Raw genomic sequence first — 25,917 nt, 5'->3', positions numbered from 1 at the left:
TATGCCACCCATATACGCATATTAGAGAAATGGAAGTCTCTCGAATAAAGAGACATATATGTGTACTTTTTTAGGACGTTTATATGAATGCAATTAAATTGAGCCCAAACTGGCTGTTGCAGTTAGTTATGATACTAACCCTTTGTACAGTTGCTTTTTTGCTAACAATCATCTTTGCTGTTAATCAGACTTTTTTAGCCCTAATTATTGTTCCTGTTATTTTTATTATTTCAATTTTAAGTATCGTCAACTTACGTTTTATGCATTGTTATAAAGCGGGTATTTATTACTCTCAAGGGTTAAGTAAAAAATATATTAATGCAGATGAAATTGTTGATATTCAATTTAACTCATTAAAATTACTGACTGTATTATCGGTTTCTTTAGAAAATAACATAGAAATTTGTTTTTATAACTGGCAGTTTGACGAGCAAGCCCAGCAGTCAATTAGGTGTTGGTATAGCAAAAAGAAGAATCGCTGTAATAATTCACAGCATACTGAATGTAATGCATAGAAAAGGCCGCAGTTTAGCGGCCTTTTTACTAATCTGAACTCTGCTGAATAAACCTATTCAAGCAGAGTTTAGTTTATACTACGCTTTTTTACGGCGCAGGAGTGTTAGTGGTAACGCCAGTAACGTTAACCAAAATAATGAACCTGAGTCATCGTCTTCGTCATCAGTCTCATCATTAGCGATATTAATGTACACAAGCTGTGCATTTGATAAATTACCAGCACTGTCTTTTGCTTGTACCATTAATGTGATTTTTCTTTCAAACTCATAGTCTAAATCACCAGCAACGATTAGTTGTCCTTGCTCATTTATAGTCACTGCATTGTGGCCAGAAACAATAAAGCCAATAACGGGTGTGTACTGTGCATCTGCATCGCTAAAGCTCAATTGACCAATGACAGTGCCAATAGGGCTATTTTCACTGATGTTAAAACTCTGCTCAGGCTCTAGCACTGGAGCTTGTGGCTCAGGCGTTGGCTCTACAGCAGGTGTAGATTGAATATCAATAATTACAGGATCATGATCAGAGGCACGATAAGCACTCTCTGAATACAAGCTAGCAACTTGAGAATCAGATTTAAACTCTACGTTATAATCAAGACTGATCGGCTCATCAGCATTGATATGCCAATCTGTCGCTGCGACAACTTTAGCAAGTAAACTTGGACTAGCAACAGCATGATCTAAGCTACCCATGCGGCCAGAAAAACTATATGAATAGCCAAGTGTATTACCATCTAATTCTGCGACGACATTTTTAAATCCTTTATCAGCAAATGCGCGTATTGGATCTTCCATCGCATAGGCATTCATATCGCCTACTAAAATGATGTCTTCATCGTCTACACCAGTTGGCTTGCTATCAAGCCAGTCAGCATAAGCATTGGCGCCCGCTACACGGATCTCATTCCAACATGCTTGGCCATCACCTAAATCAGCATTGTTGCCATTAGCACTGCCACAGCTACCTTTGGATTTTAAATGCGCTACAGCAACAGTAAATACTTCTTCTGATTGAAGAGATTTGAAGCTTTGTGCAATAGGTGTGCGGTTACTATAGTCAAATGGATATTGGGTTGTGATAGCTGCGGTGCCAACTTGTGCGACTTTATTTGCACGGTAGATCAGTGCGGTGGTAATTTCATCAGTACCAATTTTATCTACGTTAAAATTAACAAAGGCGTATTCATTATTGCTATCTTCATCGTTTAACGCATTAACTAGACTAGCAATAGCGCTATTTGCACTGAAACCATCGTTTTCGATTTCCATTAAACCGATAACATCAGCTTCTATAGCAACAAGTGCACTGACAATTTTCGCTTGTTGGCGAATAAATTCAGCTTCACTATCAGCCCCACGACTGGTTGGGAAACCAGCACCTTGGCCATCACCATTGAAGTAGTTAAGCACATTAAAGCTTGCAATCCGAAGATCTGCATCAGCGTGCAGTTCTGGTGCATCTGTACGTGGATTAGTTGCAACAAAAGTTGGTTGTACTGTTGGGTGAATGCAATAGCGATCAAAGCTGTAACCCATTACACCAGTGATTGCGTTCACAGAATCACCTAAACGTAATGTGTTATAAGCGTCTAAGCCAGTACCTGGGTAAGAAACTGGGTCAAGATTTTGTTTCGTTGAACCATCATCAAGTAAGATTTGTTTCTTGATGTTTTCGGCTTCAACAGCGTTAGCAGCATCACCGGGAAGGGCTATTTGTGTACCTTGATATAAACGTTCTGTGGCAAGACCTACTTCACCATAACGGCCTAAACCATAGTTGTTGCTAACGACCAGCGGTTGTTCTAGTGAAACCAGCATGCCTTCATAAGCTTCTAAATCGGCTACATTATTAACAGGGAGAGTGATGCTTGTTGCTGTTGGCGTTAAGCCTGTAGCACATACTTCCACTTGACTAACATCACCAATTTGGGTGGCATTAAAGTATTCAGCAACACTGCCTTTGACGCGCACATGGTCACCAACATTGACATCGGTATCAGCAAAATAAACAAAGACACCTTCAGAAGTAAGTGGGTTTGTATCAATATCTGCATCAAGTGATGTAATAAAGAAGCCACTTAATTGCTCACTACCTTGAAAATCAGCAGTTACTACGCCTTCCAGCTCAATTTCTGTGTTTAATAGAGGGCTATCACCGCCTTCACCTTGTACAGCGCTGATCAAGGTTTTAGCTGCGCCGCATTCTAATGGTACTAACGGCTCCGGTTCTGGCTCGGGATCTGGTTGGTTGTTTTCACCGTGGAAGCCTAGGCCAGAAAAGTCATCTTTATCAAATTGTAGCCATTGTTCACTAGGATCAAACGCGCTAGTTGCATCAGTGCGACCAGAGGTGACATCTGCCTTACGACGTAGAGTCTTATCTTTAGTAGTTACCCCTCCCGCTGTCCAAACTTCTTGCACACCTACCTGTCCAAAACTATCAATAACAGTATCACCGAGCGTAAGTGTGAAAGCGTCATCACCATTAAAGTTAACAGCACCGCTACGTAAATCTGCTTTAGTTGTTAAGTCATCTAAAGCACGGGTGTCCGTTGTTACAATAACAAAAGTACTATCAGCAGCAAGAGAGCCTGACAATTCTTCACTTGTTGAAACTGTATCACTGCCATTTGAATATAAATTAAGGGTATAGCCGTCGAGAGATATAGCTGTTGATGAGGTGTTGTAGATTTCAATTGCTTTATTGTAACCGCCACCTTCAACATATTCTGAAATAATTAGATTAGCTGAGGCTGGTGCACTGAGGCTTGCAATAACAAGCGCCAATGGCGTTATTTTTGTTTTGAACATTATTATTTTTTCCCGTGTATTGTGTCCCGAATGGGACAAACAGTTTAAGGAAAATTTATGACAAAGAAAATACAAAATGTTAATAATATGAAAATAAAAAGGGCGGTGAATCGCCCTTTTCTAAATTAAATATCTATGAGGCTTATCTTTTAAGCAGTTGTGCAGCTTGTTTTGCAAAATAGGTAAGAATACCGTCAGCGCCAGCACGCTTGAAAGCAAGCAATGACTCCATAATCGTGGCTTCTTCAGCAAGCCAGCCATTATCTATCGCCGCTTTATGCATAGCGTATTCGCCACTCACTTGGTAAGCAAACGTCGGCACACCAAACTCATCTTTAACCCGGCGTACAATATCTAAATAAGGCATACCAGGTTTGACCATCACCATGTCAGCACCTTCTTGTAAATCCAGCGCTACTTCACGAATGGCTTCATCAGAATTAGCAGGGTCCATTTGGTAGGTTTTTTTGTCCGCACCTTTTAAGTTACCAGCAGAGCCGACGGCATCACGAAATGGTCCATAGTAACTTGAGGCATATTTAGCTGAATAAGCCATAATGCGTGTATGAATGTGACCTTCGGCCTCGAGCGCTTCGCGGATCGCGCCAATGCGGCCATCCATCATATCTGAAGGGGCAACAATATCTGCACCCGCTTGTGCATGAGATATCGCTTGTTTAACTAATATTTCAGTCGTGATGTCGTTAATTACATAGCCATTATCGTCGATAATGCCGTCTTGTCCATGCACAGTAAATGGATCAAGCGCCACATCGGTGATTACCCCTAATTCTGGATAGGCTTCTTTGAGTGCGCGTACAGTGCGTTGTGCCAGTGCATCATCATTGTAAGCTTCTTCAGCAAGCAATGATTTTTTGTCCGCAGGGGTGACCGGAAAAATAGCGATTGCAGGAATACCTAATTCAACCAACTCTTTTGCTTCAATCAGCAGTAAGTCAATCGATAAGCGATCTATGCCTGGCATCGATGCAATGGCTTCACGGCGATTGTTACCTTCAAGTACAAATACTGGATAAATTAAGTCATTTACACTGAGTTGATTTTCGGCCATCAAGCGGCGCGAAAAATCATTGCGGCGCATTCTGCGCATGCGAGTATAAGGGAAAAGGTCGAGACCTGATTGGGCCATTATTTGCTCCTAGTCTAAAATTGGAAAACTAACTACACGATTACGCCCACTTTGCTTGGCATGATAAAGTGCTTTGTCGGCGCAGTCGGTGAATAATCCCGGATTATGAATGTCTTCTGCAATGGCGCTATATACACCAGCACTAATGGTAAACTTTATCTGGGTGTTTGCCACTGTAATTGTGGCATCCATGATTGCTTGGCGGATTTGCTCTGCTATTTCTACTGCACCGCCGAGGATGGTGTTAGGTAGTAAGATCACAAACTCTTCGCCACCATAACGGGCTACTTCGTCAAGTGGGCGTTTTAAATGGCTTTTTATAATGTCAGCCACAGCACGGATAGTTTGGTCGCCAATTAAGTGCCCGTAGGTGTCGTTAATGCTCTTAAAGTGATCAATATCGAGCATGACCACACTTAAAGGCGTTTGCTCTCGACGAGAGCGACGCAAGTCCATTACTAGCTTTTTATCGAAATAGCGGCGATTTTTTATTTGTGTTAATGGATCTTCCATATTGATTTGTTCAAGTGCGCGATTCTTTTCTTCAAGCTCTCGCAGGGTGACCTGAAGTTCAAACGTTCGCTCTTCTATATTTGCTTCTAAATCTAACCTAGCTTGTTCTTGTAGTGCTAAACGCTCTTGCAATAAAGCATCTTGTGCTTCACTTTGGGCTATTTTACTCTGCTGTGCAGTAACTTGAGCATCGCGTTCGATTAAAAAGTGTTTGATGGTAGCAAAGCTTAAACTGAGTGAGCAGATTAAAAAGCTAAAAAATACAAACGGTAAACCACGGGTATTAAAATCATAGATGTCAAATACGACAATTATTAGATAGATCTGCGCAGTTAAGAACATTAACATACTACATAAAAGCGCACTCAGAGGCTGCGTTCGCTGTTGCTTAATATCGATCCCTAACGCAGTTATGTGTAACAACATAATCAACACCGGTGCAATTAGGCTGTAATAAAGCATGATATTTGTAGGGAGCAACCAGATAAAAAATAAGCTGATAAAAAGTAACCAGTTACTCCATTTGTGTAAGGGTTGCAGCGCTGTTTTTGTGGGCAGGCGCAATTGTTCAAATAATAGCTTGAATAAGCAAGTGGTTAATATCAGCATGCTAGGCACGGCTAGCTGCTGCAAACTAGGCAAAGACGGGTGGAAATAGCGATAACCAAAGCCATATAAGTAAATCAGTAATAACCATAACGTGATTAAAATACTGCCACTGAGTGCAAAGTAACGTTTTCGTGAAAAGCCAAACATGACCAAGCAAGTGACTGCCAACGATAAAATAAATCCGACGAGCAGGCCGTACATTAAATTAAACTTACTTTTATCTTTTAAATATTCGTCATGCTGCCAAAGACTTAACGGCACTCTAACACCATCTAGACTTTCAACTCGAAGCAGTAATGTTGACTGACTTGCCGGTGGCAGTGTTAGCTTTACTAATAATGATTCTGTATTAATTTGTCGGTTATTGAGTGGTAATACATCACCAATTTCTTTAAACAATAATCTGTTTTGCTTAAAGTAATGGTATACAGCAACTTTATCTAATAACGGATTATCAATGGACAATAAAATTGGTAGCTCTGAATTCTCAGCGTTAACCAGTTGCAGGCGTAGCCATACGGCTTGATTAGTGAGTCCTAAATTGAGCGATTGCTCTGAAAGCTGTTGCCATTGCTGATTTGAAGTGAGCTTGGCTTGCTCTGCTGTGAAAGGCTGCAGGGAATATTCGAAAGGTATATTCACAAGGTGTTTGAAGTGCTTATCTAAGGTGATCTGCGTTGCGTTGGCCGTAAATGAAATAAATACAAAGCTATAAAGCAGCAACCAAACACGCTTCATTATCAGCCCTTGTGGTTGAATAACTGTTGGAAGTTAAGTGTAGTTTGCTTTGCAACAGTTGCAAACTCTAGGCCTTTTAAGGACGCGATAGTTTGGCATATATGTGGTAAATAGCTTGGCTCATTGCGATGCGATTTAGGTTTTGGTGTTAATGAGCGAGGGATCAAAAACGGTGCATCCGTTTCTATTAATAGGCGCTCTAATGGCAGCATAGGCATCAGTTGTTGCAGTGATTTACCGCGACGTTCGTCACAGACCCAACCGGTAATACCAATGTATAAACCGAGCGATAAATACTGTTCTAAGGCGTGCTGATCACCAGTAAAACAATGTAATACTCCACGCACCGAATATTGTTGCAATATTGCCAGCATATCTTCGCTCGCATCGCGCTCATGTAAATATACCGGAAGGTTTAACTCTACTGCCAAAGTGAGTTGTCGGTGCAACACGGAACGTTGAGTCTCGCGGGGAGAAAAGTCGCGATTGTAATCTAATCCACATTCGCCAATCGCAACAACCTCAGGGTGTGCAGCGAGAGTGCGCAGTTGTGTTTCTAGTTTTCCATCGGCTGATTTTGCGTCATGGGGGTGAACACCGGCGGTAGCAAGTAGCTTGTACTGTTGTGCTAAGTTAATCGCTTGCTGACTGGAGTTTATATCGCAGCCAATTAACAGCATTTGGCTAACATTTTGCGCTTTTGCGCGAGCAATGATAGCCGAATGTTGAGCATCAAATTGATGATTGGTAAGATTTACGCCTGCATCAATGAGTGATGTGGTCATTAATTAGTGCGCTTAACGCGGATCGAACGATTCTGGCCTGCTTTTTTTAATAAAAAGGAGTTGAACATACCACGTTCAATAATCACGGTATCATTTTGGTCGATACGCAAGCTATCTGAGCCAATTTGACGCCATTGTTGACCGTTGTCTAAACTAATAATTAATTCACCGTATGGCGCTTCTTTGACGTTGCTAACGACGGCTGATATTTCATTGTCATTATCTCTTGCTACTTCTTTGTGTTCTAAACCAAAATCGTCATTTTTAGTCTTAGCTATTTGCTCATTGGCTACTGCTGCAGCTGTTGGTGCGCCAACGTTAGGGGCTGCTGAGTTGGTAGGTGGGGTTAAGGTTTTTGTTGTTGCTGGCTTACTTAATGATTTACCCGCCATAGTGTTGTCATAACAAAGCAGACGATTGAAGTCATTTTCTACAAATGTACATGCTTGTAAAGCTTGTAAGTTAACTTCATTGGCATGAACAGTAGGAATGCTTAATAAGGCAAGTATTGGTAGTAGTTGTTTTTTCATTTATTCCTCAGACTCATTTTGCTGGGGTTTAGCGCTATAAAAGGATGCTAAGATTAAACCCAATTCAAATAACAGTAGCATGGGAAATGCTAATAATGTTTGTGATAGTACATCCGGTGGCGTTAAAAACATAGCTACAACAAAAACACCGACCACAATATAAGGACGTTTTTCTTTTAAACTTTGTGTTGTGGTAGCGCCACTAAAACACAGCAGCATTATCGCTACTGGAATCTCAAAAGCGACCCCAAAAGCAAAAAATAGCTTCAACGCAAAACTTAAGTAGCTACTAATATCTGGTGCCAACGTCATCATTTCTGGGCCAACGCTAGTAAAAAAGCCAAGAATTATGGGTAGTACTACAAAGTAACAAAATGCGATACCGCTATAAAAAAGTATAATGCTAGATGCTAAAACAGGCATTAGCATGCGTTTTTCATGTTGGTATAACCCTGGCGCAATAAAGCCCCATATTTGGTGTAATATTAATGGAAACGCTGCAAATAAAGCGACAAATAAGGTTAACTTAAACGGCGCAAAAAATGGTGCTGTTACATCAGTAGCGATCATGGTTGCTGTACTTGGTAAGTGCGCAACTAATGGGGCCGCTACAAAACCGTAAATATCGTTCGCAAAGTAAACCAGCGCAATAAAAAATACCAATATAGCTAATAAGGCTTTCATAAGCCTATTTCGCAATTCAATTAAATGACTTACAAAGCCTGATTTAACTTGTTCAGTCATAATTTAACTCGTTACCGATATATAGACCATAGCCAACAAAAATAATTTCATTTTTGTTCATCAATATTCACTTTATCTGTTTGCTCAGAAGATCTTTTTTTATAACTGTGGGTGACTGAGTCCGCTGCCTTTTGTAATTCGCTGACCGAGTCTTTTATTGCTGGACTTAAGTCTTGCATGCCTTGTTGTTCAGCTTTTTTTAAATTTTGGTGTAACTCATGCACTCTTAATTCTTCGTTGACTTCAGCCTTAACAGAATTAGCCAACGATTTTATAGTTTTTACCCAACGGCTAACAGTACGAATAGCAACCGGCAAACGCTCAGGGCCAAGTACCACTAAGCCGACGATTAACACCACAACAAGTTCCCACATACCCATGCTAATTAAGCCTTATGGTCTTCTTTATTTTTATCAACAGACTCTTTGTTTTGTATTGGGTTATTTGCTTGTTCAATTGGTTCTGCTGGTTTATTTTGCTCATCTTCAGAGACTGCTTTTTTAAACCCTTTTACAGCGTTACCTAAATCACCGCCAATGCCACGCAATTTTTTTGTGCCAAAAAGTAACACTATGATTGCTAAAACAATTAACAATTGCCAAATACTAATGCCGCCAAAACCCATGATGTTCTCCACTTATTTAAATACTGTGAATTAAAATTATTGTACTGATTATACTCACCGAGCACTAAATAGCACTTAGTTTATGTTGCGCTGCGCCAAGCAAGTATAAAGCCGCTTAAAGAGCATATCCCAGCAATACCTGCAGCGACAAGGTCATGCTGCAAATAACATAACCCAGAGACTATCATTGCTGAACCAGCAAAAAGACCAAGTAATAATGGCTTGTATGATGGCTGTGGCAGTGGTGCAGGGCTGTTGCGCTGTTGTTTTAGGTTGTGATAAATCAAATCAGGTAACTCAGGCATTTTTTCTGCCCAAAATGGCAAGTTTGCGTATACCTGTTTCAATACCGACCAAGGACCAACCTGTTGCTTTACCCAGTCTTCTAAAAAGGGTTTAGCTGTTTTCCATAAATCTAATTGTGGATATAGCTGACGCCCAAGGCCTTCAACATACAACAAGGTTTTTTGTAGTAGAACTAATTGGGGTTGAACTTGCATATTAAAGCGACGAGCGGTATTAAATAGATTAACTAAGACGTGGCCAAATGAAATCTCTGCTAATGGCTTATTAAAAATCGGCTCGCAGACAGTGCGAATGGCAAACTCAAATTCTTCCACGCTGGTGTCTTTAGGTACCCAGCCAGAATCGACATGTAATTGTGCGACTTGACGATAATCGCGATTAAAAAAGGCAATAAAGTTTTCGGCTAAGTAACGTTTGTCTTCTTTGTTTAGCGTGCCCACGATGCCACAATCAATACCGATAAATTTAGGGTTTTCAGGGCTCTCATAGGATACAAATACGTTACCAGGGTGCATATCAGCATGAAAAAAACTATCACGGAACACTTGGGTGAAAAACACCTCCACACCGCGTTCGGCCAGTAGTTTCATATTGGTGTTTTGCGCAACTAATGCCTCAGTATCAGACACTGGAATACCGTAGATTCGCTCCATGACTAGTACATTTACGCGACTATAGTCACTGTAAACATAGGGAATATAAAGCGAATCAGAACCCTCAAAATTACGCTTTAATTGAATGGCGTTTGCGCCTTCACGCATCAGATCAAGTTCATCAAGTAAGGTTTTTTTATACTCTTTGACTACTTCAACTGGGCGTAACCTTTTCGCTTCATTGATTAACTTGGCCACTACTTTGGAAAATTGTTCCATTAATGCTAAATCAGCGTCAATTTGTTCTCTGATATCAGGGCGAATAACTTTAATAACCACCTTTTGTGGTTGATTATGTTCATCCACTAAAGTAGCAGTATGTACTTGGGCAATGGATGCTGAAGCTAAAGGGGTTTGCTCAAAATCGCTAAAGTATTCACTGATATCATCGATTTCAAGTGCATTTTCAATTAGTTGTTGTGCTAACACACCATCAAATGGCTGTACTTGATCTTGTAGTAAGGCCAGCTCTAAAGCGATGTCTAGTGGTAATAAATCGCGCCGAGTAGATAACATCTGGCCAAACTTGATCCACACCGGCCCCAATTGCTGTAATGCTAAACGCAGTCTTAACCCTGCTGGTTTTTCTGGGTGTTTATTGGTTAGCCAAAATAGACATGCACGGCCAACTTTGCCATACCAAGGTATTTTTTGTGATGGGATCAGTTCATCCAAACCATAGCTAAGGAGGGTTTTTGTGATGTTATAAAGCCGAGCAGCTGACACAGATAATCCTTACTGATTCATTTTGCTTGAAGTAGTTGGTTGATACGTAACTCAAGTTGCGCAACATGTGCTTTGAGTTGACGCGTGTGTTGCTTAAATTGCTCAAGCTCTAAAGGATGAATAGTCACTTTGAGCTCGTCTTGGCATAAAGTAGTGAGCGTTGTAGAGAGTTTCTTGTTGGCTTTTTGACCTTGCTGTTGAGTTTGTTTAACTAATTGCCATAGTTGCTGTGCCGCTGCGTCACCAAGATAATCAGATAAATGTTCAGGCCAATCGATATTAAGCGCAGCGAAAGCATTACTAAACCCTTGTGCAATATTTAGATCACCTTGCAAATCGAGTTTATCTTGGCGGATTAACTGAGTCAGCATTGCAGGGTTTTTAAGTGCCATTAACGTATTAATATCGGCGCTTATCATGCAGTCATATTGCGTTTCGGTAGTGTTGTATAAATGCAGTTGTTGGCCAGTAAACACCACTAAAAACTGCTGTTGCCAATCGCGTATATCAATTAATAAGCGTTGTTGGGCAATTGATGACAGCCTATCGCCAAGAGTGGGGTCGAGCTTAAGTGCCGTATTTAAAATACCTTCGACTAGTGCGACTATGAAATTATTTAACATACAATACCTTAGCAATAAACGTTACTAGCTGGTGTGACGCTTAATATTTGAAGCCACGATGTAATGCTACAATACCACCGGTGAGGTTTTGATAGGTGGTTTGCTCAAATCCAGCCTCGTTCATCATTGCTTTTAGTGTTTCTTGATCTGGGTGCATACGAATTGATTCAGCTAAATATTTGTATGATTCACCGTCGTTAGCAACTAACTCACCCATTTTAGGTAGTAAGTTAAATGAGTAAAAATCATAGGCTTTACTTAACACTTGATGCTCTGGTTTGGAGAACTCCAATACCAGCAGACGACCACCAGGCTTTAAGATTCGGTACATCGAGCGAAGTGCTTTATTTTGATCTGTAACATTACGTAAACCAAAGGCAATGGTAATTAAATCAAAACTATTATCAGGGAAAGGCAGTGCTTCAGCATTCATTTGTACGTAGTCAATATTACCGACAAGACCTAGGTTATGTAGCTTTTCGCGGCCCACTTTAAGCATTGATGAGTTAATATCACCTAATACTACTTGCCCAGTATCACCAACTAGTTGACTAAACTTTGCCGTTAAGTCGCCAGTGCCACCGGCTAAATCCAGCACATGATGGCCTTTACGCACACCTGAGCTGGCAATGGTTTGACGTTTCCATAAACGATGAATACCAAACGACATGAGATCATTCATTACGTCATATTTAGTAGCAACTGAATGAAATACATCGGCAACCATAGAAGCTTTTTCGGTTTCGGCAACGGTTTTATAACCAAAATGCGTGGTCTTTTCAGGATTCTCGTTCATGATTAATCTCTATCGTGGTAATAAAGACTAGTGTACTTGATTGTTACGCCATGGTGCAATTTGAATATGGGGAAAATTGCTTGTGGATCAAGCTTTATTATTTATTCGTTGTGGCTCACTGTCCGGCAATAAAGCTGCTTTGGCCAAGCGATCTTGCTTTATGTGCTGCATTGGAGGCTTTACGGGCAAGATTATTAAAATCTTTTTCGTCTAAGTGCTTGGCAATCCCTAATGACAGGTTGATTGCTGGTAGCTTAATACCGTTTTTAGAACTGACGAATCGCAGTTTCTCGACTCCATTACGGACTTTTTCAGCAATTACATTCGCAGTTTCAGGGTCGATATCGGCCAGTAATACAGTAAAAGCATCTTTGCCAGTACGCCCTGGCAGGCCACTTTCAAATACATACTTTTGAATTTGTTTAGCTACTTTACTTAAAATTACTTCACCAATGATATCGCCGTAGTTATCAATAAAGTGATCTAAGTTATCGATTTGGATGGCAATTGCACACACAGATTTTTTTTGGTTTAACCATAATTGTGTTTGCTGGTTTAAATAATGACGTTTAAAAAGGCCTGTTTGCTGGTCGGTGATGTGTTGTTTACGTAATTGTACGAGTTGTTGTTGGGTTTTCTCTTGTAATCGCTTTGCTTTGATCAGCTCTATTTTAAATTGTTTATGTTGAGTGAGCAGGTGGGCAGTTTGCTTATTTAATGTCTCAAGTGCGAGTTTGCTTTGGCTAACATTATTTTCATCTAATAAATGCACGCATTCGCTGACCTGACTTGCAAAGCGAATGATATCTTTTTCGGTTGAGTGCGCGCTACGTGATAATGAATTAATAACATCATCAACATTGCGTACCATTTTGGTTTCAGCTTGATGAGCTTGATCCATATAATCGAAATACAGTTGCTCTATATAAACACAGTCAATTTCTTGGCCTTGGGCAATTGCACGATCGATAGTGGTATTTAAATCAGAATTAACTTGGCTGATATAGGTATAGACAACGTGATAATTGAGAGGGGTCGGTGGTAATATATGGTGTTCTAAAAAGATACATACCTTGGTCATTTTTTCTTGAGCAATAGCCATGGAATCATGGAACATCATTGTATACACCAATTAAATACACGTAACAGCGAAATTAAATAACCTTCTCCATGAGGTCTTGACGCGATCCTAGCGTATGAGATTGCCTTACATTAATCTGTATCGGGGATATTTAAAAGCAAAAATATGTAATTTGGCAGCGAAATCTCCATTTTTCTCGTTCATTAGCTGGTTTTCTCGACAATCTTACTAGGCAATAAAAATGCTGATTAACTACTAGCCAATAGTCGCGGTTAATTTAACCTTATATTTATCGCCCTTGGTCGCATTTTTTTGGTTATTTGATCTGCCTAGGTTAGGTTAAACATCACGTTTTAAGTAGCAGATCCCTATTATTATGAAAAAATCACCTTCATCGGTTATGCGTCATTCTCTGTTAAGTATCGCCTTGGCATGTACATTAAGTGCGTGCCAAATGACCACGATAGATAGCGACCAACAATTTACGCAAGTGGCGCAATCAATTGTTGATTACCGTAAAAGTATAAGCACGTATAGCAACCCTGAGGGTGTTGATGGCTATTTGTTAACTAATTTATCTGCGGAGTTTCTTGAAAAGAAATACCAACATAACACTGAATTATTAGCGCAGTTAGACGCAATAGATAAAGACAAACTCAGTGATGAAAACCGTATTAACCTCACTATAATTCGCGGCCAAGTACAAAATAGTATCGATGAATATGTATTTAACAGCCACTATATGCCGCTTACTTCTGAATATGGCTTTCACTCGAGTTTATCTTTTATGGTGTCGAGTTCAGATTATAAAAAACTAGCTGATTACCAACTTTATCTACAGCGTTTGCAGCAAGTTCCTCGGTTTTTTGCGCAAAATATCGGTTGGATGCGTAAAGGGCTGGAAGTTGGCTTAACTCAACCTAAGGCTGTATTAATTGGTTATCAAGATTCTATCAGTGCATATATTGTTGATGACGTTACTGAGTCTGAATTTTATAAACCATTTTTAAATAATACCGCTGGTTTGAGTGATAGTGAGTTTTTTGCTTTACAGCAACAAGCTAAAAAAATCATTAAAGAACAGGTGATTACTGCTTATAAAAATTATTTAACGTTTTTTAATGAAGAGTATCAGCCAGGTGCGCGTACTGAAATTGGTATCTCTGCTACACCAAATGGTGCTGCGTTTTATGCTAATCGTGCCAAGTATTACACCACCACAGATATGACACCAAAAGAAATCCATGAACTGGGGTTAAAAGAAGTGGCACGTATTCGTGCTGAAATGGATAAGATTATTGAGCAAGTTGGTTTTAAAGGCACATTTGCTGAATTTGTGCACTTTTTACGTACTGATCCGCAATTTTACGCTAAAACACCGGAAGAGTTATTAAAAGAAGCATCGTACATAGCTAAAAAAATGGATGCACAATTACCTAAGCTATTTCACACCTTACCACGCATGCCTTATGGTGTTGCACCTGTGCCAGCAAGCATAGCGCCTAAGTACACGACTGGCCGTTACTCTGGGTCGAGTCGTGATGATCAAGCGGGTTATTACTGGGTTAACACTTATGCACTTGATAAGCGCCCTTTATATGTTTTAGAAGCACTTACTTTTCATGAAGCTGTACCTGGGCATCATTTACAGATTTCCCTTAATGCTGAATTAGAAAACCTACCAAGTTATCGTCAAGATGCTTATTTATCAGCATTTGGCGAAGGATGGGGATTATATTCTGAATACTTAGGTATTGAAGCGGGCTTTTATCAAGATCCATATAGTAACTTTGGTCGTTTAACTTATGAAATGTGGCGTGCAGCCCGTTTAGTGGTTGATACTGGCATGCACATGTACGGCTGGAGTCGCGATCGTGCGATGAAATTTATGAGCGAAAATACAGCATTGTCTTTACACAATGTGAAAACCGAAACTGATCGTTATATTTCATGGCCAGCACAAGCACTATCATACAAAATTGGTGAGCTGACTATTAAACGCTTACGCAAAGAAACAGAGCAAGCATTAGGGCAAGACTTTGATGTACGCGAGTTCCATCATCAAATACTTCGTCATGGCTCTGTGCCAATGTCAGTATTAGAAGATCAAATCCATCGATACATTGAAACTGAGTTGACTAAACAAAAAAGCTAGCTTCTATCGATATGGATCGCTGCATTCAGTGCAGTGATCCATTAAAATCCTTTGCTTGAAATTTAATCTGCTTATATGCTCTCTACTGTAATAAGATTTTTACTAATATATTCGCTACTTAGCTTAAGTTTTTAGTATAAGTATTAGTGAAATGAGAAAACAACCAGCAAGGGGCGCTGCATGAGTAATTTAATAGTTTTTAGCATTGATGTGTTTGCCAGCTTATTTATAGTGGTATTTGGGTGTTTAGTTTTAGTTGTTATTTATTTTTATATCAGTGATGTCACTCAATCTAAACAAGCGATTAGACGTAATTATCCGGTAATAGGTCGGTTTAGATACTTTTTTGAGCGCCAAGGTGAGTTTTTTCGTCAATACTTTTTCGCTATGGATCGCGAAGAAATGCCATTTAATCGCGCCGATCGTAGTTGGGTTTATAAAGCGGCTAAAAATGTTGATCGTACCACCGCCTTTGGCTCAACTCAGAGCCTAGAAGTTACCGGGACCGTGATGTTTATGAACTGCGCGTTTCCTACCTTGGACGAAGAAGCGCTTGAACCTAGTGCAGTTACGTTAGGGCCGCATTGTCCAAATCCTTATATTACTAAATCGCTATTCAATATTTCAGGTATGAGTTTTGGTGCGTTATCAAAACCTGCTGTACGTGCGTTATCGCAAGGTGCCAAACTCGCTGGTTGTTGGATGAACACTGGTGAAGGTGGTTTAAGCCCTTATCACTTAGAAGGAGGTGCCGACATTGTGTTTCAAATTGGCACAGCTAAATATGGTGTGCGCGATGAACAAGGTAAATTAAGTCATGAGAAGCTCAAGCAAATAGCTGCGCATGAACAAGTAAAAATGTTTGAAATTAAAATGAGCCAAGGTGCGAAGCCTGGTAAAGGCGGTATGTTGCCAGGCAAAAAAGTGACTGCTGAAATTGCGGCTATTCGTGGTATCCCAGAAGGTCACGATTCAATTAGCCCAAATGGTCATCCTGAAGTTAAAAACCCTGCAGATTTACTTAATATGATTGCCTCGGTGCGCGAAACGACTGGCAAGCCAACCGGCTTTAAAGCGGTTATTGGCGCTTATGCATGGCTGGAAACCTTGTTTGCTGAGATCAATCATCGTGGTATTGAATCTGCGCCCGATTTTATTACTATCGATAGTGCTGATGGCGGTACCGGTGCTGCACCACAACCGCTGATGGATTCGGTGGGTTTACCACTGAAAGAAAGTTTACCTTTGGTTGTTAATATGCTCGAAAAGCATGGCCTGCGAGAGCGAATTAAAGTTATTGCGTCAGGCAAACTGATTGTGCCGTCTAAGGTTGCATGGGCGCTCGCGCTGGGCGCAGACTTTGTTGTATCGGCACGTGGTCATATGTTTGCTTTGGGTTGTATTCAAGCGCTGCAATGTAATAAAGACACTTGCCCAACAGGGATAACCACACACAACGAGCGGTTGCAACGTGGCTTAGATGTCGCCGATAAAGCGCAGCGCGTAGCAAACTACAATAAGTACATTCATTATGGTGCGGGTTTAATTGCTCACTCATGCGGGGTATTTAGTGCCCGTGAACTTGGCCGCCAGCATGTGCGCGTTGTGCAAGAAAATGGTTTATCAGAGCCGCTTGATAAAATGTATGAAAATTATCAGTAATTTAAAAGATTAGGTAATAGAAGCTAGGTCCCGCCCAAATAGGTTGATAAAAGGCACTAAATAAAGTGCCTTTTGCTATTTTTATAAATTTAATTTAGTTGGCTTATCAATAAAGAGAAAAACTCTTCTTTGTTATTGCAAGTGTGGGCGTTGAGTACTAACTGCTCACCCAGCGCTAAAGTGTGGCGTTGTACGTCTAAACGCGCCTGCGCATCTTCAATGCCATCAATGTCAGCAACGTGTGCTAAGCCGATAGTGCGGCGTATTAGTTCTGTCCCACAGTAACCAATCGCGTCTTGTAATACTTGTTGCATAAAATACTCGCCATAACCAGCGGCTTTTAAATTGTTATCTGTGGTTTGCTCTGCAATAAATGTCAGCCACTGTTGTTCAAACAAAGAATAACTCTCTTGCAGGCAAGTCAGTAAATGGGTGTGATAGTTACGGCGTGTAACAAATTCACTAATACGAGCATTTTGCGCGCAGTAGTTTAATAATAAATTGCCGATAAATGAGCCTATATCAAAGCCAACTGGGCCAAAAAAGCCAAATTCAGGGTCGATCATCTTAGTGGTGTTTTGATCGACAAAAATACTGCCGCTATGCATATCACCATGTAATAGCGTCTGCGGGCATGATAAAAACTTAGCTTTTAGTTTTGCGATCGCTAAATGTAATGCGGTGTTATTTTGTAGTTTATTGACTGTACTTTGCAACTCGCTTGGATAGTTATTACGTTCATGTTCACGCAAGATATCGTTGAAAAACAAATCTTCAGTAATTTGGCACAACTCTGGATTGGTAAACTGACTGACTTTGGCTTTTTTATCTTGCGCGGTTAGGTAAAAGTCTGAGTTATAAAAACCGGTATGGCTTAAGTAGTGAGCCACATGTTGACCTAATAGCGGAAATTGCTCTGCGTTTATTTGTGCGCTACGCAAAATTTGTAAGTGACCAAGATCTTCTAAAATGGTCAGTGCTTGCTCTGGATTATGATGCAATACTTTTGCTGTGTAGTCAGGGCTTAATGCGCCGTGATTGAGTAAAACCTCAGCTTCAATGCGTGCTCGGTCAAGCGTTAATGGCCATGACTCACCCACACAGCGCGCATAAGGCAAGGCTTGCTTTAAAATAACGCTATTACTTTGCTCGTCGCTTATTCTAAAAACGAGATTTAAATTGCCATCTCCAAACTCATACGCCGATAACGTTTGGTCAGGATCAAACAAATCATATCCATCTTTAGTTACAAGATTTTTAATATAATCAATCGCATGCTGTGCATTAAAGGCAACGTATTCGGCCATCGGCGTACTCTCAGAAAATGATAAACGATAGCATTCTATACCTTCAACCGTTTAGATGTCTACACTTCTGGGTTGTGCGTTTTAAAAACTACTGTAAAATAACCTCAGCCTAACGATTATTCAGGATCAATCATGCAAGACCTCATAGCGAGCAGTTTAAAATATCAAAACAATACACTAAGCGTGTTAGACCAATACCTACTGCCGCATCAGCAGGTATGGCACGAATGTGATGATGTAGCCAGTATGAGGGATTTAATTCTAAGCTTAAAAATACGCGGCGCACCGCTGATTGGTTTAGGAGCAAGTTTGCTAGTTGCCCATTTGGCAGAGCAAGGCACAGCTAAAGTAGCATTAGCGCAGGCGATTGATGATTTAGAAGCCACTCGGCCAACTGCGGTTAATTTAATGCATTGTATGGCAAAGTTACGTATTGCATTACAACAAGATGATTATGTAACGGCAATTGTAAGCGCTGCTGTAACATTGTTTAATGAAGATATCGCCTTGTGTGAAAGCATGGCAAATCATGGTGCTGCATTGGTTAGCAGCGGCGATAATATTCTCACACATTGTAATACTGGTGCCTTAGCAACCGCAGGTATTGGTACTGCTCTTGGTGTTATTTATAAAGCGCAGCAACGTCATGGCGATATTCATGTATGGGTGGATGAAACGCGGCCATTATTGCAAGGCGGGCGTTTAACCGCGTTTGAACTTGAGCGCTGGCAAGTACCTTACACCTTAATTTGCGATAATATGGCAGCGAGTTTAATGGCTGATGGCAAGGTTGATAAAATTTTTGTCGGTGCAGATCGTATTGCTGCAAATGGTGACTTTGCTAATAAAGTAGGCACTTATAACTTAGCAGTACTGGCGCATTTTCATGACATCCCATTTTATGTAGTAGCGCCGCTAACAACCCTCGATGTAAACACAGCATGCGGTGCAGACATTGAAATAGAACAACGTAACAGCGCAGAAGTGCGCGGTGTAAGCGGAAGCTTTGGTGAAGCGCTATGGGCACCTACAAATGCTAACGTATATAATCCCGCATTTGATGTAACCCCCGCTAAGCTTATTACCGGCTGGGTACTCGATACTGGCGTTTATGACCAACAACAAGTTTTAGTTGGTGAATTAAAAAGGCTGGTTTAACAGCCTTTTGCCACATACACCCATGCATTAATGCCGCTGCTAAATGACTCTTCAATACGGATGTAGTCATTAACTTCGTAGCTATCCGCGTTAGCAAGTTCCTCTAAGGTGATAGTAAAAATAGTGCCAGTTACTGTATCTGTTGGCAGGCCTGTTTTAATTAATGCTGGATGAAAACGCTGGCCGCTGCTTTTGTACACGGCGGCGTCGGTGATCTCAACTTCGCCTACTACGTAACCTTGTAGTGTATCGGCTTGGCCTTCGAGCAAGCGGCCAAAGGTATCAAGCTGTACTTGCTCTAATTGCAGTGTGCCGTATGAAAACAACTTTTCCATTTAAACTCCATTATTAACAGATATTTAGTCCAATAAAGGAAACTGCTTAGCAATCTCAGATTCGGTGCTTTGTGCCACCCAGCCTTCGGTATTATTGAATAAACGGATCGCAGTAAATTCAGGATCGCTGCCCATATCAAACCAATGGGGAGTAAGCTCTGGTACTGAAATTAAATCACCCTGCTTGCAAAGTACTTGGTAAACCTTGTCGTTAATATGCAGGCAAAATAATCCTTGGCCTTTTACAAAAAAGCGTACTTCGTCTTCACTATGGGTGTGCTCAAATAAAAACTTAGCACGTAATTCTGCAGCGTTCGGATTGCCTTTTGCCAGCGAAATAACATCTACAGTTTGATAACCACCTTGTTGCTTTAAGCTTTCAATATCAGCGTTATAGGCGGAAATAATAGCTTCATGGCTAGTATCAGCAGTAATCATTTTTGTTGCTTGCCACTGCTCAAATCGTACATTTACTTTATTAAGCTCGGTGGCAATTTGTGCTGTATCTTGAGTGTTTAATAAAGCATTATTGCCGTTACAGTCAGCAAAAATAGTCAGTTGGCTCATGCTAAATGCTCCACAGTGAATTGGCTAAAATCGTTAATATAGTTATGCGCAGGCGAGCTTGCTTGACCATCACGGATCAGGTGCAAGGTTTTTAAACCTGCGGCTTTGGCGGCATCAAGCTCGGCTGCCACATCACTTAAAAATAACACTTCATTAGCGGCAAAAGGTAGTTGCTCAATAATATTGTGATATGAACGTTGCTCTTGTTTAGCGCCGACTTGAGTATCAAAATAATCAGTAAATAAGGAGCGAATATCACCAAAGTCAGAGTAGTTAAAAATTAAATGCTGTGCTTTTACTGACCCTGATGAATACACATACAACTGCTGGCCGGCTTGTTGCTGTGCAACTAAAAAGTGGTAGGCATCTGGGTATAAATGGCCGGTAAAATCGTCATTTTCATAGCCAGTTTGCCAAATCAAACCTTGTAACTGTTTTAATGGAGTGATTTTTTTATCGTCACGGATCCATTCAAGTAAAGTGTTAATTACGACATCAATACTGGCATCTGGCTGTTCAATAACCGCTTTTACGGCATAAATTTGTTCAGCTACAGCGCTTTGCTCTTGATGAGTTTTTACAAATTCGGGGAGCTGCTTTGCGGCATATGGAAATAGTACGTCTTTAACAAACGAAATACGGGTAATAGTGCCTTCAATATCGGTCAGCAGTGCTTTGATCATGATTCTAATCCTACTAATTTTAAGCGTTCTATCTCACATGCAAATAAAAACTCAAGGCCTTCTAATTGACGGCGTACTTCACCAATAGTGCGACCCACTACATACAAACCGTGGCCGCGAATAAGCACGCCGTGCTCAATAGGCGTGTGTAAGTGGTGATCGCTCACTAATAAACTCAAGCGATCAATATCTTGGTCGTTATCAAAGATTGGAATACTCAAGGTGTCTAAATGTGAAGTAATGCCGGTTAGTGACTTTTGCATTTCGTAGCCGTGTAAGTCTAGGCTGTGACCTTTAATAACCCGAGATAATACCGTCGCAGCAACCGAATGAGTGTGCAATACATAATTAGCAGCAGGAATAAGTTTATACATGCACAAATGCAATTCGGTTTCAGCTGAGGGTTTGGCGGCGCTAGCGCTACGATTACCGACATGATCCAGTTCAATAAAGGTATGCGACCCTAATTGACCTTTGTCAAAACCGCTGGCAGTAACCACAAAACCGGTGTTAGTTCGCGCTGAAAAATTACCACCCGTAGCTGGCACCCAACCACGTTGACTGATCCACTTTCCTGCTTCTATAAGTTCTGAAATAGCGGTATTGTTATGCATACATTCCTCATACTTTTTTAGACGGCTATACATCTGTTAACAGCAATGATAGCATCGCTTTGGGCGCAAAACCATCATTAAGGGTAACCAGTGTTTGAAAGTAAATTGCCAAATTTAGGCACCAGTATTTTTAGTCAAATGACTGCTTTAGCAAATCAATTCGAAGCGATTAATTTATCGCAGGGTTTTCCTGAGTTTGATGCGCCTGAGCTACTTAAAAAACAGCTTAATCATTATGTGCTTGAAGGAGTGAATCAATATTCACCTTCATCTGGTGTACCGCGCCTGCAGCAACAAATTGCCCAGTTAGCAAAACGAAAATATGCGGCTGAAATAGATGCCGCGCAGCAAGTAACGGTAACCTCTGGCGCGACCGAGGCCTTGTTTGTTGCCATTCAGGCGCTGGTGCGCGAAGGTGATGAAGTCATTGTGTTTGACCCCGCTTATGATTCATACCAGCCAGCGATTGAATTGGCCGGTGGTCAGTCAGTCAATATTGCTCTGCATGCTCCGAGTTATGCAATTGACTGGCAAACGGTGGCTGCGGCTATCAATAGCAAAACGCGGGCTATTATAATCAACACCCCACATAACCCAAGTGGTAAAACGTTAAAACAGCACGATATTAATGCTCTAAAAGCCTTAGTAATTAAGCATGACTTATACCTGATAAGTGATGAAGTATACGAGCATATTACTTTTGATCAGCAACCACATTTAAGTGTGCTGCGTGATAACGAATTGTTTGCTCGCAGCTTTGTGATCTCAAGCTTTGGCAAGACTTTTCACAGCACCGGCTGGAAAATGGGTTACTGCATCGCACCCGCTGCACTTGCGGCCGAGTTTCGTAAAATTCACCAATATGTGACTTTTTCAAGCTTTACGCCGGCACAACATGCATTAGCCGATATGTTAGAACAGCAAGGTGAGCATGTGGATGAGCTCAGTGAGTTTTATCAACAAAAGCGTGATGTACTTAGTAAAGCACTAAAAGATAGCCGCTTTACCATTTTACCAAGTGAAGGCACCTACTTTTTACTGCTTGATTACAGCGATGTATCGGATTTAAATGACGTAGAATTTTGCCAGTGGTTAGTAGAACAAGCAGGCGTTGCAGCCATTCCACTAAGCGTGTTTTATCAGCAACCAAGCAACGATAAAGTTATTCGCTTATGCTTTGCTAAAAATGACGCCACGCTATTACAAGCCGCGGAGATTTTATGTCAACTTTAACCCTAGCACTGATACAAACATCGCTTAATTGGTTAGATAAAGACGCCAACTTGGCACACTTTGGCAATAAAATAGCTGATATAGATAAACCAGTAGAGCTTATTTTATTGCCAGAAACCTTTGCCACCGGCTTTGCTATTAACCTTGATTGCGCAGAGCCGGATCATCAGTTAAAGCAAGGCAAAGTGCTTGATTGGATGATCGCGTCGGCAAAATCAAGCAATGCGGTAATTGCAGGCTCGGTATTGGTAACGCAAGGAAATAAAAAAGCTAATCGCTTTTATTGGGCATGGCCCAATGGCGAAGTGAAGTATTACGACAAACGGCATTTATTTTGCTTGGGCAAAGAGGGCGATTTTGTAACCGCAGGGCAGCAACGTGAAGTGTTCACCCTTAATGACTTTAGAATTTTACCGCAAGTTTGTTACGACTTACGTTTTCCGGTCTTTCAGCGCAATCGCAATGACTACGATGTGATGGTTAATGTCGCCAACTGGCCTGCTGCAAGGCGCAAAGTATGGGACACCTTACTAATGGCGCGGGCGATGGAAAACCAGTGTTATGTGATTGGCGTTAATCGTATTGGTGATGATGCTAATGGCGTCGCGCACAATGGCGGCACGGCAGTGTATGACTTTAAAGGTGATACGTTAGCAGCCGCTACTGATAACAAAGCTGATGTTGTTATTATCACTTTGGACAAACAGCCGCTTGAGCTCTTTAAGCAAAGTTTCCCGGCGCATTTAGATGCCGATGGGTTTAGTTTGGGTTATTAAGATAAAGAGACTGTTTAGCCTCTTTACCCGTTTTACGCAGAAGCATTGTAGGTGAGTTTGATCGCAGCGAAACCCGACAACATACAACAAAAAAATAATCTACAGGCTTGTATCAATACAAGGCCGTTTATCTGCGATGAATTTTTACCTGCTCACCCAATCGTTACGAGAGAATACCTAGGCTAGGTTAAAGTATTGATTTAATAGGTAGCAACCTATTGCATTACTATGATGTAACAGTTAGTTATCCGGTTTTTTATCTGCATTGTGATTATATGGTTGGCACAATATCTGAATTTCGTGATGCCCATCATATAATTTAAATAACTCATCGCCCCCAGTTTTGTTAAAAAATTGAGATAGGGTTATTTTGTCCTGCTCATACTCCATTAGTAACCAAAAGCCGTAAAAACCTTTAAACCAAAAATAATAGAATATCGCTGCGAAAAAAAATACTAGATAGGCTGCTTTACCTACTTTCTTTTTATATTTTAAACAACTAAGGAACAACCAAATACAACTCAATATTGCTAAAATTAAGAATGCTGAAAAAGGAGTAATAACTACTTCAATGTTGTCCCAGCGAGAGCTTAGACAAGAAGCATATCGGTCTGAAACTATTGTGTAAATTAAAGTGATTTTGAAAAGGAAGTACAATAATACAGTTGTAAAAACTGCATATAAAATACCACTTTCCTTGTCCTCACTGTTATACCAATCGACTTAAATATTTAACCATTCTAGCGAGCTAAATAAAGCGCTAACTGCGTTATAATTTTTTTAAGTAGAACAACTACATGTCAAAATTTACGCCTTGTTATCACTGCATTTATCTGTCGCTATAAATGGTCAGTAACTTAACACGATTGGTATTATTCAACTTGTAGCCTTAGAAAATATTTTGGTGTTTTTAAAAAGAAAAGTCAGAACGATTTTTGAATTTGGTTTAAGAGCTGACTTATGTGTTCTATTTGATATTACATTACACAACTTAGCGGAAGGGATCTAGAGTTTAGTTTTCAGGGCGCACTGCGTGCGTTTAACTTTGTTCCAGACAAAGTTTGGTCGAACCCTAGTCGAGGATTCTCACCCGCCTTCATTGGTGTAAAGGTTACGGACATAAAACAATAGGCTTTTCATTCTGAAATTTGTGTCAAACGTGGGGATGGGCTTGCTTACGTCCATGTAACCAATCGCTTCGCGACGCTTGCAGCGGCCTAAAATGTTCCTGACATTTTATCGAACCCTGGTCGAGGGTTCTCACCCGCCTTCTGCCATTTTTAACAACAAAAAAAGCCCCACAATAAATTGCGGGGCTTTTTTCGTTATTAAATGGCGGAGAAGGAGGGATTCGAACCCTCGATAGAGCTACAAACCCTATACTCCCTTAGCAGGGGAGCGCCTTCGGCCACTCGGCCACCTCTCCGGCGCATAAATTGTCATTTTGATAATCGAGTGAACCACCAAAACGTAATAATGGTGGAGAGATAGGGATTTGAACCCTAGAGGGGCTATAAACCCCTGCCGGTTTTCAAGACCGGTGCATTCGACCACTCTGCCATCTCTCCGTTGGGAAAGAATAATACGCAGGTGATTGGGGTGTGTAAATAGGAAAAAGATCGTTTGCTGTTTTTTTGTTCTAAAAAAGAGGTTTTTTTATAAAAAAGGAGTTTTTAGGGAGTTTAAAGAAGGGGTTGCAGCAAACGAGGGAGCTAAATAAGTAGTTTCATTTAGTGGTTGGGTGTTTGCTGCACCGCTAAAGTAATCATGGTTGGGTGATTACTTGTATTGAACTGCGCCGCCAAGAGCTAGCTTTTTGCCGAAACGGTTAAGTCTGGCAAGCATTTTTGCTTTGCGGTTGGTCGGTTTTACTGCAACATGAGTAGCTGCATTTTCGTTTAATGTATTTACTGGGTTCATTACTTTGCTCCGGGTTATGTCTGTTTTGACAATACGGCTATTCTGAGCTTTTTTTGCACAAAAATAAAACGATAAAAATTAGGGTGGTCGGATAGAAATAACTAATCCGAATTGTTTTTATTAAGGTATGATTCAGATAGTGTGTACTGAGTATTATGCATGGTTATGAAATTTAAATTCGCCTAAATCACTTGTTTAAAAGCAATATTACACTACCACTGATATTTTAATGCATTAGATAATAAATAAAGTGACTAATTATTCAGATTAATTTATTTTTTGAAAATGTCTATTTCCCT

24 protein-coding genes and 2 tRNA genes are annotated in these 25,917 nt (G+C 40.6%); 6 read left to right on the top strand and 20 right to left on the bottom strand.

What is annotated here, in order from left to right; all coding sequences use genetic code 11:
• The first annotated feature begins 83 nt into the window (after positions 1–83).
• Positions 84–515, top strand: coding sequence for a hypothetical protein (locus H5186_RS08385; protein ID WP_182794333.1), 432 nt, complete (start codon positions 84–86; stop codon positions 513–515).
• Between the two features lie 78 nt (positions 516–593).
• Here H5186_RS08385 and H5186_RS08380 read toward each other — a convergent pair whose 3' ends face one another.
• The 12 genes from H5186_RS08380 to H5186_RS08325 form a co-directional block, all read right to left on the bottom strand.
• Positions 594–3,329 (bottom strand): ExeM/NucH family extracellular endonuclease, encoded by a 2,736-nt coding sequence (locus H5186_RS08380; protein ID WP_182794332.1) that lies wholly within the window; start codon positions 3,327–3,329, stop codon positions 594–596.
• 142 nt (positions 3,330–3,471) lie between these two features.
• Positions 3,472–4,479, bottom strand: coding sequence for a porphobilinogen synthase (hemB, locus tag H5186_RS08375; RefSeq protein WP_182717501.1), 1,008 nt, complete (start codon positions 4,477–4,479; stop codon positions 3,472–3,474).
• Between the two features lie 9 nt (positions 4,480–4,488).
• Positions 4,489–6,339 carry a diguanylate cyclase gene (locus H5186_RS08370; RefSeq protein ID WP_182717500.1) on the bottom strand — a complete coding sequence of 617 codons (1,851 nt, stop codon included), beginning with the start codon at positions 6,337–6,339 and terminating at the stop codon, positions 4,489–4,491.
• A 2-nt stretch (positions 6,340–6,341) separates the two neighbouring features.
• Positions 6,342–7,124: a TatD family hydrolase gene (locus tag H5186_RS08365; RefSeq protein ID WP_182717499.1), complete on the bottom strand. Its 783-nt coding sequence runs from the start codon at positions 7,122–7,124 to the stop codon at positions 6,342–6,344.
• Positions 7,124–7,654 carry a hypothetical protein gene (locus H5186_RS08360; RefSeq protein WP_182717498.1) on the bottom strand — a complete coding sequence of 177 codons (531 nt, stop codon included), beginning with the start codon at positions 7,652–7,654 and terminating at the stop codon, positions 7,124–7,126. Before H5186_RS08360 ends, H5186_RS08365 begins: the two co-directional genes overlap by 1 nt.
• Positions 7,655–8,398, bottom strand: coding sequence for a twin-arginine translocase subunit TatC (gene tatC, locus H5186_RS08355; RefSeq protein ID WP_149982219.1), 744 nt, complete (start codon positions 8,396–8,398; stop codon positions 7,655–7,657).
• 47 nt (positions 8,399–8,445) lie between these two features.
• A complete protein-coding gene (gene tatB / locus H5186_RS08350; RefSeq protein ID WP_149982218.1) occupies positions 8,446–8,778 on the bottom strand; it encodes a Sec-independent protein translocase protein TatB in 333 nt (110 codons plus the stop codon).
• Between the two features lie 5 nt (positions 8,779–8,783).
• Entirely contained in the window at positions 8,784–9,023 is a 240-nt protein-coding gene (tatA, locus tag H5186_RS08345; RefSeq protein WP_149982217.1) for a Sec-independent protein translocase subunit TatA, read from the bottom strand.
• A gap of 80 nt (positions 9,024–9,103) precedes the next feature.
• Positions 9,104–10,708 carry a ubiquinone biosynthesis regulatory protein kinase UbiB gene (gene ubiB, locus H5186_RS08340; RefSeq protein WP_182717497.1) on the bottom strand — a complete coding sequence of 535 codons (1,605 nt, stop codon included), beginning with the start codon at positions 10,706–10,708 and terminating at the stop codon, positions 9,104–9,106.
• A 17-nt stretch (positions 10,709–10,725) separates the two neighbouring features.
• On the bottom strand, positions 10,726–11,331 hold the full coding sequence (locus H5186_RS08335; RefSeq protein ID WP_149982215.1) for an SCP2 domain-containing protein: 606 nt from the start codon (positions 11,329–11,331) through the stop codon (positions 10,726–10,728).
• A 40-nt stretch (positions 11,332–11,371) separates the two neighbouring features.
• Complete coding sequence (gene ubiE, locus H5186_RS08330) at positions 11,372–12,127, bottom strand: bifunctional demethylmenaquinone methyltransferase/2-methoxy-6-polyprenyl-1,4-benzoquinol methylase UbiE (protein WP_145240051.1); 756 nt, start codon at positions 12,125–12,127, stop codon at positions 11,372–11,374.
• Between the two features lie 115 nt (positions 12,128–12,242).
• Positions 12,243–13,229 (bottom strand): diguanylate cyclase domain-containing protein, encoded by a 987-nt coding sequence (locus H5186_RS08325; protein WP_149982319.1) that lies wholly within the window; start codon positions 13,227–13,229, stop codon positions 12,243–12,245.
• A gap of 355 nt (positions 13,230–13,584) precedes the next feature.
• Here H5186_RS08325 and H5186_RS08320 point away from each other — a divergent pair, with 355 nt between their 5' ends.
• Together H5186_RS08320 and H5186_RS08315 are read left to right on the top strand one after the other, a co-directional pair.
• Positions 13,585–15,363: a DUF885 family protein gene (locus H5186_RS08320; RefSeq protein WP_182739449.1), complete on the top strand. Its 1,779-nt coding sequence runs from the start codon at positions 13,585–13,587 to the stop codon at positions 15,361–15,363.
• Positions 15,364–15,543: 180 nt separating this feature from the next.
• The gene (locus H5186_RS08315) at positions 15,544–17,025 is read left to right on the top strand and encodes an FMN-binding glutamate synthase family protein (RefSeq protein WP_182794331.1); all 1,482 of its coding nucleotides are present in this window, start codon (positions 15,544–15,546) and stop codon (positions 17,023–17,025) included.
• Positions 17,026–17,114: 89 nt separating this feature from the next.
• Here H5186_RS08315 and mtnK read toward each other — a convergent pair whose 3' ends face one another.
• Positions 17,115–18,332, bottom strand: a complete 1,218-nt coding sequence (mtnK, locus tag H5186_RS08310) for an S-methyl-5-thioribose kinase (RefSeq protein WP_149982212.1) — start codon at positions 18,330–18,332, stop codon at positions 17,115–17,117.
• Between the two features lie 132 nt (positions 18,333–18,464).
• On the opposite strand from mtnK, the gene mtnA reads away from it, so the two are divergent.
• Positions 18,465–19,490: an S-methyl-5-thioribose-1-phosphate isomerase gene (mtnA, locus tag H5186_RS08305; protein ID WP_182783446.1), complete on the top strand. Its 1,026-nt coding sequence runs from the start codon at positions 18,465–18,467 to the stop codon at positions 19,488–19,490.
• Here mtnA and H5186_RS08300 read toward each other — a convergent pair.
• The 4 genes from H5186_RS08300 to H5186_RS08285 are packed head-to-tail and all read right to left on the bottom strand — an operon-like array spanning position 19,487 to position 21,689.
• Positions 19,487–19,825 (bottom strand): gamma-glutamylcyclotransferase family protein, encoded by a 339-nt coding sequence (locus H5186_RS08300; protein ID WP_182794330.1) that lies wholly within the window; start codon positions 19,823–19,825, stop codon positions 19,487–19,489. The two genes, mtnA and H5186_RS08300, sit on opposite strands and share 4 nt — an antisense overlap.
• A 24-nt stretch (positions 19,826–19,849) precedes the next feature.
• Positions 19,850–20,392, bottom strand: coding sequence for an acireductone dioxygenase (locus H5186_RS08295; protein WP_145240039.1), 543 nt, complete (start codon positions 20,390–20,392; stop codon positions 19,850–19,852).
• On the bottom strand, positions 20,389–21,075 hold the full coding sequence (gene mtnC, locus H5186_RS08290; RefSeq protein ID WP_182794329.1) for an acireductone synthase: 687 nt from the start codon (positions 21,073–21,075) through the stop codon (positions 20,389–20,391). The genes H5186_RS08295 and mtnC overlap by 4 nt, the downstream gene beginning before the upstream one ends.
• Entirely contained in the window at positions 21,072–21,689 is a 618-nt protein-coding gene (locus tag H5186_RS08285) for a methylthioribulose 1-phosphate dehydratase (protein ID WP_149982209.1), read from the bottom strand. Before H5186_RS08285 ends, mtnC begins: the two co-directional genes overlap by 4 nt.
• Before the next feature lie 90 nt (positions 21,690–21,779).
• Here H5186_RS08285 and H5186_RS08280 point away from each other — a divergent pair, with 90 nt between their 5' ends.
• Together H5186_RS08280 and H5186_RS08275 are read left to right on the top strand one after the other, a co-directional pair.
• Positions 21,780–22,922: a methionine aminotransferase gene (locus tag H5186_RS08280; RefSeq protein WP_182783440.1), complete on the top strand. Its 1,143-nt coding sequence runs from the start codon at positions 21,780–21,782 to the stop codon at positions 22,920–22,922.
• Positions 22,910–23,698 (top strand): amidohydrolase, encoded by a 789-nt coding sequence (locus tag H5186_RS08275; RefSeq protein ID WP_182794328.1) that lies wholly within the window; start codon positions 22,910–22,912, stop codon positions 23,696–23,698. Before H5186_RS08280 ends, H5186_RS08275 begins: the two co-directional genes overlap by 13 nt.
• A gap of 1,333 nt (positions 23,699–25,031) precedes the next feature.
• Here H5186_RS08275 and H5186_RS08270 read toward each other — a convergent pair.
• From H5186_RS08270 to H5186_RS08260, 3 genes are all read right to left on the bottom strand, one after another.
• A tRNA-Ser gene (locus H5186_RS08270) sits at positions 25,032–25,124 on the bottom strand.
• Between the two features lie 51 nt (positions 25,125–25,175).
• Positions 25,176–25,266 (bottom strand) — tRNA-Ser (locus H5186_RS08265).
• Between the two features lie 211 nt (positions 25,267–25,477).
• Entirely contained in the window at positions 25,478–25,618 is a 141-nt protein-coding gene (locus tag H5186_RS08260; protein ID WP_169019719.1) for a hypothetical protein, read from the bottom strand.
• Positions 25,619–25,917: the final 299 nt, after the last annotated feature.

It is taken from the genome of Pseudoalteromonas sp. SG41-2 (genome assembly GCF_014164535.1).
GTDB classification, from domain to species: Bacteria; Pseudomonadota; Gammaproteobacteria; order Enterobacterales; family Alteromonadaceae; genus Pseudoalteromonas; species Pseudoalteromonas rhizosphaerae.
The sequence above is the reverse complement of the archived record's forward strand: the minus strand, read 5'-3'. Positions and strand labels throughout refer to the sequence as shown.

Excerpts from the sequence above, each read along its gene's own strand:
- H5186_RS08285 (WP_149982209.1), bottom strand. The coding sequence starts at position 21,689 with ATGCATAACAATACCGCTATTTCAGAACTTATAGAAGCAGGAAAGTGG.
- H5186_RS08365 (WP_182717499.1), bottom strand. The coding sequence starts at position 7,124 with ATGACCACATCACTCATTGATGCAGGCGTAAATCTTACCAATCATCAA.
- mtnK (WP_149982212.1), bottom strand. The coding sequence starts at position 18,332 with ATGGCCGAATACGTTGCCTTTAATGCACAGCATGCGATTGATTATATT.
- H5186_RS08360 (WP_182717498.1), bottom strand. The coding sequence starts at position 7,654 with ATGAAAAAACAACTACTACCAATACTTGCCTTATTAAGCATTCCTACT.
- hemB (WP_182717501.1), bottom strand. The coding sequence starts at position 4,479 with ATGGCCCAATCAGGTCTCGACCTTTTCCCTTATACTCGCATGCGCAGA.
- mtnC (WP_182794329.1), bottom strand. The coding sequence starts at position 21,075 with ATGATCAAAGCACTGCTGACCGATATTGAAGGCACTATTACCCGTATT.
- H5186_RS08385 (WP_182794333.1), top strand. The coding sequence starts at position 84 with ATGAATGCAATTAAATTGAGCCCAAACTGGCTGTTGCAGTTAGTTATG.
- H5186_RS08295 (WP_145240039.1), bottom strand. The coding sequence starts at position 20,392 with ATGAGCCAACTGACTATTTTTGCTGACTGTAACGGCAATAATGCTTTA.
- mtnA (WP_182783446.1), top strand. The coding sequence starts at position 18,465 with ATGCAAGACCTCATAGCGAGCAGTTTAAAATATCAAAACAATACACTA.
- H5186_RS08300 (WP_182794330.1), bottom strand. The coding sequence starts at position 19,825 with ATGGAAAAGTTGTTTTCATACGGCACACTGCAATTAGAGCAAGTACAG.
- H5186_RS08370 (WP_182717500.1), bottom strand. The coding sequence starts at position 6,339 with ATGAAGCGTGTTTGGTTGCTGCTTTATAGCTTTGTATTTATTTCATTT.
- H5186_RS08275 (WP_182794328.1), top strand. The coding sequence starts at position 22,910 with ATGTCAACTTTAACCCTAGCACTGATACAAACATCGCTTAATTGGTTA.
- tatC (WP_149982219.1), bottom strand. The coding sequence starts at position 8,398 with ATGACTGAACAAGTTAAATCAGGCTTTGTAAGTCATTTAATTGAATTG.
- H5186_RS08325 (WP_149982319.1), bottom strand. The coding sequence starts at position 13,229 with ATGGCTATTGCTCAAGAAAAAATGACCAAGGTATGTATCTTTTTAGAA.
- H5186_RS08380 (WP_182794332.1), bottom strand. The coding sequence starts at position 3,329 with ATGTTCAAAACAAAAATAACGCCATTGGCGCTTGTTATTGCAAGCCTC.
- H5186_RS08335 (WP_149982215.1), bottom strand. The coding sequence starts at position 11,331 with ATGTTAAATAATTTCATAGTCGCACTAGTCGAAGGTATTTTAAATACG.
- H5186_RS08320 (WP_182739449.1), top strand. The coding sequence starts at position 13,585 with ATGAAAAAATCACCTTCATCGGTTATGCGTCATTCTCTGTTAAGTATC.
- H5186_RS08315 (WP_182794331.1), top strand. The coding sequence starts at position 15,544 with ATGAGTAATTTAATAGTTTTTAGCATTGATGTGTTTGCCAGCTTATTT.
- tatA (WP_149982217.1), bottom strand. The coding sequence starts at position 9,023 with ATGGGTTTTGGCGGCATTAGTATTTGGCAATTGTTAATTGTTTTAGCA.
- tatB (WP_149982218.1), bottom strand. The coding sequence starts at position 8,778 with ATGGGTATGTGGGAACTTGTTGTGGTGTTAATCGTCGGCTTAGTGGTA.
- H5186_RS08260 (WP_169019719.1), bottom strand. The coding sequence starts at position 25,618 with ATGAACCCAGTAAATACATTAAACGAAAATGCAGCTACTCATGTTGCA.
- ubiE (WP_145240051.1), bottom strand. The coding sequence starts at position 12,127 with ATGAACGAGAATCCTGAAAAGACCACGCATTTTGGTTATAAAACCGTT.